Source organism: Streptomyces sp. NTD91, from assembly GCF_059510455.1.
In genome coordinates this window covers 1-5,423 of sequence record NZ_JCAJZW010000100.1, presented here as the reverse complement: position 1 = coordinate 5,423, position 5,423 = coordinate 1, and the positions used below count along the sequence as shown (strand labels likewise).

General features: G+C 69.6%; 3 protein-coding genes. 2 read left to right on the top strand and 1 reads right to left on the bottom strand.

All coding sequences use genetic code 11. The features are described from left to right. A partial coding sequence (locus AC5WRT_RS38630) for a TetR/AcrR family transcriptional regulator (protein ID WP_496098875.1) occupies positions 1-602 on the bottom strand: 602 nt, incomplete at its 3' end. Between the two features lie 246 nt (positions 603-848). On the opposite strand from AC5WRT_RS38630, the gene AC5WRT_RS38625 reads away from it, so the two are divergent. After that, entirely contained in the window at positions 849-4,070 is a 3,222-nt protein-coding gene (locus tag AC5WRT_RS38625) for a bifunctional cytochrome P450/NADPH--P450 reductase (RefSeq protein WP_496098874.1), read from the top strand. A gap of 158 nt (positions 4,071-4,228) precedes the next feature. Then, a complete protein-coding gene (locus AC5WRT_RS38620) occupies positions 4,229-5,275 on the top strand; it encodes a zinc-binding dehydrogenase (protein WP_496098873.1) in 1,047 nt (348 codons plus the stop codon). Positions 5,276-5,423 lie beyond the last annotated feature (148 nt).

The window sequence follows — 5,423 nt, the reverse complement described above, 5'->3', positions numbered from 1 at the left end:
CCCGTGATCAGCGTGTCCATCACGAGGCGGAACATCCGGTCCTGGTCAGGGCCTTCGGGGGCCGCACCCGTAGAGCGAGGGTCTGCGTCTGCGGCCCCGTCTTCGTCGGCTTCAGGGCCGTGGGGCTTGAGGGTCGACCACTGGTGGAGAGCGCCGTTGAGTTCTGCGGTGAGGACACCGATGACGACGGCGGCCATGAGTGCGGCGATCTCCGGGACCTCTGACTGCGGCACCCCGGCAGCCTGCACGATGGCGGTGAGCGCGGTCCAGAACGGGTCGTCGGGCTGGATGAAGTCCGGCTGGTGGCTGAACGAGTGGGCCATCAGTTCGGGGTGACGGTGCGCCAGCGTCCGGAAGTCCATGGCAAGCAGGCGGATCCGCTCCTGCCAGGGAGCGTCCTCCAGGGTCACGGTGCGGAACTGGGCGCCGACCATCCTCGTCACGCCGCGCAGCACCGCTTCCCTGTTCGGCACGTGGTGGTACAGCGACATCGGATTCGCGTCCAGCTCGGTGGCGAGTTTGCGCATGGTGAGCGCCTCGACCCCGTCCGCGTCGATCAACCGCAGGGCGGCGGCATAGATCCCGGCCTCGGTCAGAGGCACGTCCCTCTTCCTCGTTCCCCGCGGGGGACGCCTCACCTTCTTTTCCATACCTCGTACGGTATCAGTTTCGTACGCCGTACGGAAATGACCTGAATCACAGCACCCACCAGGGCGACCCGGCTTGCATCACATTTCCATACGCCGTACGGTACTAATTCCATACGACGTATGTTTTCCGTACGGCGCCTCGGCATCGACCTGAGCAGCGCGCCCTTGCCCATCCCCCTCCGCGCAGAGGAGCACGTCATGACCACGCACTCCGCGAACGACCTTCGCCCCATCCGGTCCCCGCGTGGGATCCCCCTCCTCGGCAACACGCCGCAGATCCCCGACACCAACCCGGTGGAGTACTTCGCCAAGCTGTCCAAGCAGTTCCCCGAGGGCATCTACGGCCTGGACATCGCCGGTATCGAGCAGATCTTCGTCTACGACCCGGACCTGGTGGCCGAGGTCTCCGACGAGACGCGGTTCTTCAAGCAGATCGAGAAGACACCGCTGCAGCATGTCCGGGACTTCGCGGGCGCGGGCCTGTTCACGGCCCACCAGCACGAGGAGGAATGGAGCATGGCACACCGGATCCTCCTGCCGGCGTTCAGCCAGCGGGCCATGAAGGCGTACTTCGGGCAGATGCTGGAGATCGCCCAGAACCTGGCGGGCAAGTGGGAGCGCAAGGAGGGGCAGTCGGTCAACATCACCGACGACTACACCCGGCTGACGCTGGACACGATCGCCCTGTCGGGGTTCGGCTACCGCTTCGACTCCTTCGACAAGGAGGAACTGCACCCCTTCCTCAACGCGCTGCTGGGCGCGCTGGTGGAGTCGCTGCGGCGCTCGCAGGAGCTGCCGATGATGACCAAGCTCCGCAAGGCCGATGCCAAGAAGTACGGCGAGAACGTCCAGCTGATGCAGGAACTGGTCGAGAACGTGATCAAGGAGCGCCGCGAGGGGAAGGGCGGCGGTGAGGAGGACCTGCTGGGCCTGATGCTGGAGGCCACCGACCCGGAGACCGGCAAGCGGCTGTACGACGACAACGTCCGCGACCAGGTGCTGACGTTCCTGATCGCCGGCCACGAGACCACCAGCGGCCTGCTGTCCTTCGCCACGTACTCGCTGATGCGCAACCCGCACGTGCTGGCCCAGGCCTACGCCGAGGTGGACCGCCTGCTGCCCGGCGACACCGTCCCGGACTACGACACGATCATGCAGCTGGACGTCATCCCGCGGATCCTGGACGAGACCCTGCGCCTGTGGGCTCCCATCCCGTCGTTCGGCAAGACCGCGCGGGAGGACACCGTCATCGGCGGCCACTACGAGCTGAAGAAGGGTGCGAAGGTCCTCATCCTGGAGGGCCCGCTGCACACCCACCCCAAGGCGTGGGAGCGGCCGGACGAGTTCGACATCGACCGGTGGCTGCCGGAGAACCGCGTCCAGCACCACCCGCACGCCTACAAGCCGTTCGGCAACGGCGTACGTGCCTGCATCGGCCGCCAGTTCGCGCTCACCGAGGCCCGCCTGGCCCTCGCGCTGGTGCTGCAGAAGTTCAAGTTCTCCGACACCAACGACTACAAGATGGACCCCCGGGAGGCGCTGACCCGCAAGCCCGGCAACTTCGAACTCATCGTCCGTCGCCGTCAGGAGCACGAGCGGACCGTCTTCGGCGCCGCCGACCTGCAGACCGGCGACACGCAGACGCAGGCAGCGGTCAGCGGTGTCGGGGTGAACCTGACCGTCGCCTACGGCTCCAGCCTCGGCTCGTGCGAGGACCTGGCCCGCACCATCGCCGACCGCGGCGAGCGCTCCGGCTTCGGCACCACCCTCATCAGCCTGGACGAGCTGGGTGACGACCTGCCCACCGAGGGCCTGCTCGCCGTCGTCGCCGCCAGCTACAACGGCAAGGCCCCCGACAACGCCCAGCGCTTCGACGACCTGCTGGCCGCCGGGCTGCCCGAAGGCTCACTGGCGAACGTGCGGTACGCGCTGCTGGGCGCCGGCAACACCCAATGGGTGGCCACCTACCAGGCATTCCCCAAGCGGATCGAGGAAGGCCTGCTGGCCGCCGGCGCCACCCCCGTCATCGAGCGCGGCATCGCGGACGCCGCCGGTGACTTCGACGGCATGGCCACCCGCTGGATGGACAACCTGTGGGCCACCCTGGCCGAGGAGTACGCCGCCGACACCTCCCAGGCGAGCGGCCCCCGCTACCAGGTCCAGCTGCTCACCGAGTCCGACGTGCGCCCCGCCATCGTCTCCGAGCAGGCCTACCCGCTCACCGTGGTCGCCAACGAGGAACTCGTGGCCGACGCGACCGGACTGTGGGACTTCAGCATCGAGCCGCCACGCCCGTCCGCGAAGTCCATCACCTTCGAACTGCCCGAGGGCGTCACCTACGACACCGGCAACCACCTGGCCGTCTTCGCCAAGAACGAGCCCGCCCTGGTGGAACGCGCACTGAGGCGGCTCGGCGTCGACTACGACCAGGTGCTCCGGCTCGACCAGCCGGCCGGTGGCCGCACCCACCTGCCGGTCGGCACCCCCGTCACCGCCGGCATCCTGCTCACCGAGTTCCTGGAACTGCAGGACGTGGCCACCCGCTCCCAGATCCAGACGCTCGCCGAGCACACCGAGTGCCCGTGGACCCGGCCGCAGCTCCAGGCCTACACCACCGACACCCAGGAAGCAGAGGAGCGCTACCAGAAGGAGATCCTCGGCAAGCGCATCTCCGTCCTGGGCCTGCTGGAGCGCTTCCCCGCCATCGAACTGCCGCTGGCGGTCTTCCTGGAGATGATGGGCCCCATCCGCCCGCGCTTCTACTCCATCTCCTCCGCCCCGTCGGCCGACCCGCGCCACGTCCGCCTGACCGTCGGCCTGCTGGAGGGCCCGGCCCTGTCCGGCGACGGCCAGTACCGCGGCACCTGCTCCTCCTACATCGCGAGCCTGGAGCCCGGGGACGTCGTATACGGCTACGTCCGCGTGCCCTCCCCCACCTTCGCCCCGCCCGCCGACCCCGCCACGCCGCTGATCCTCATCGGCCCCGGCACCGGCATCGCGCCGCTGCGCGGCTTCCTGGAGGAGCGGGCAACACAGCACGCGAACGGCACCCAGATAGGCCTGTCCCAGGTGTTCGTCGGCTGCCGCCACCCGGAGCACGACTACTTCTACCGCCAGGAGATGCAGGACTGGGAGCTGTCCGGGATCGCCCAGGTGCACACCGCCTTCTCCGCGGTGACCGGCCACCCGGCCCGGTTCGTGCAGAACGCCATCGCCAACGCCGCCGACACGGTGTGGCAGGCCATCGAGGACGGCGCGTACATCTACGTCTGCGGTGACGGCCGCCGCATGGCCCCCGCCGTCCGCGAGGCCCTGACCGCCATCTACCGCCAGCGGACCGGCAGCGACGACGAGGCCGCCCAGCAGTGGCTCGCCCAGCTCGAAGCAGACGAGCGCTACCAGCAGGACGTCTTCGCCTGACCGTCGCACGCCCTCACGGCGCGCTGACCCACAGCCGCCGGGAGGCGTGCGGACGTCCTGCCTCCCCGCACGCCTCCCGGCCCCACCAGCCATTCAGACACCCATGGCACCCATGGCCCGAACCACCGGGCCCTGCCGCTCACAGAAAGCAGATCACCATGGACACCATGCTCGCCGGACGCTTCCACCTGGACAGCAAGAAGTTCGCCGTGGAAGAGGTCCCGATCCCCGTGCCGGGCCCGGGCGAGGTCCTCATCGAGGTCAAGGCCGCCGGCGTCTGCCTCTCCGACGTCCACCTCCTCGACGGCTCCCTCGTCCCCCTGTTCGCCACCTCCGACACGGTCACCGTCGGCCACGAGGTCTCCGGCGTCATCCACACGCCCGGCCCCGACCTCAAGCGCGGCCTGCCCGTCGGCACCCGCGTCACCCTGGAGGCCGGCAAGACCTGCGGCACGTGCGCCGGATGCGTACGCCACCGCCCCTGCACCCAGATGCTCACCGCCGGCATCGACTACGACGGCGGCTGGGCCGAGTACGTCATCGCCCGCGAGGACACCCTCATCCCCATCCCCGACAGCCTCCCCTTCGACCAGGCCGCGATCATCCCCGACGCGGTCTCCACCCCCTACGCCGCCGTCGTCGCCACCGCGGGCGTCCGTGCCGCCCAGTCCGTCGGCATCTGGGGCGTGGGCGGAGTCGGCGCGCACAACGTCCGCCTCGCCCGCCTGGTCGGCGCCGCCCCGATCATCGCCGTCGACCCGCTGCCCAGCGCCCGCGAGCGCGCCCTGGCCTTCGGCGCGGACCTCGCGCTCGACCCGGCAGCCCCCGACTTCACCGACCAGGTCCGCGCAGCCACCGGCGGACGCGGCCTCGACTTCGCCTTCGACTGCGCCGGCGTCCCCGCCGTCCGCGACCAGGCCGCCTCCGTGCTCGGCCTGGGCGGCTCCCTCATCCTCGTGGGCATCACACCCCGTCCCCTGACCATCACCGAAGGCCTGACCTTCAACTACCTGCAGAAGCAGGTACGCGGCCACTACGGCGGCTTCCCCGAGTCCGTCTCCGAGCTGGTGCAGCTGACCGCGGCCGGCCGCCTCGACCTGGCCCCCTCCATCACCGACCACATCCCGCTCATCGAGGCCGCCGACGCCGTCCACCGCCTGGAGAACAAGATCGGCGACCCGATCCGCCTCATCCTCGTCCCCTGACGCCCCTCAACAGGACAACAAGCCACCCTGGGCAGGGGTGAGTGGGCGCCGGTGCGTGAGGGAGCACCGGCGCCCACGGCTTTCCGATAACCGTGGACAGAAGGAACCATGCAGACGACCGACACCCCGGGCCGTACTGTGCAGCGCA

Coding starts and splice junctions, on each gene's coding strand:
- AC5WRT_RS38625 (WP_496098874.1), top strand. CDS start 849: ATGACCACGCACTCCGCGAACGACCTTCGCCCCATCCGGTCCCCGCGT.
- AC5WRT_RS38620 (WP_496098873.1), top strand. CDS start 4,229: ATGGACACCATGCTCGCCGGACGCTTCCACCTGGACAGCAAGAAGTTC.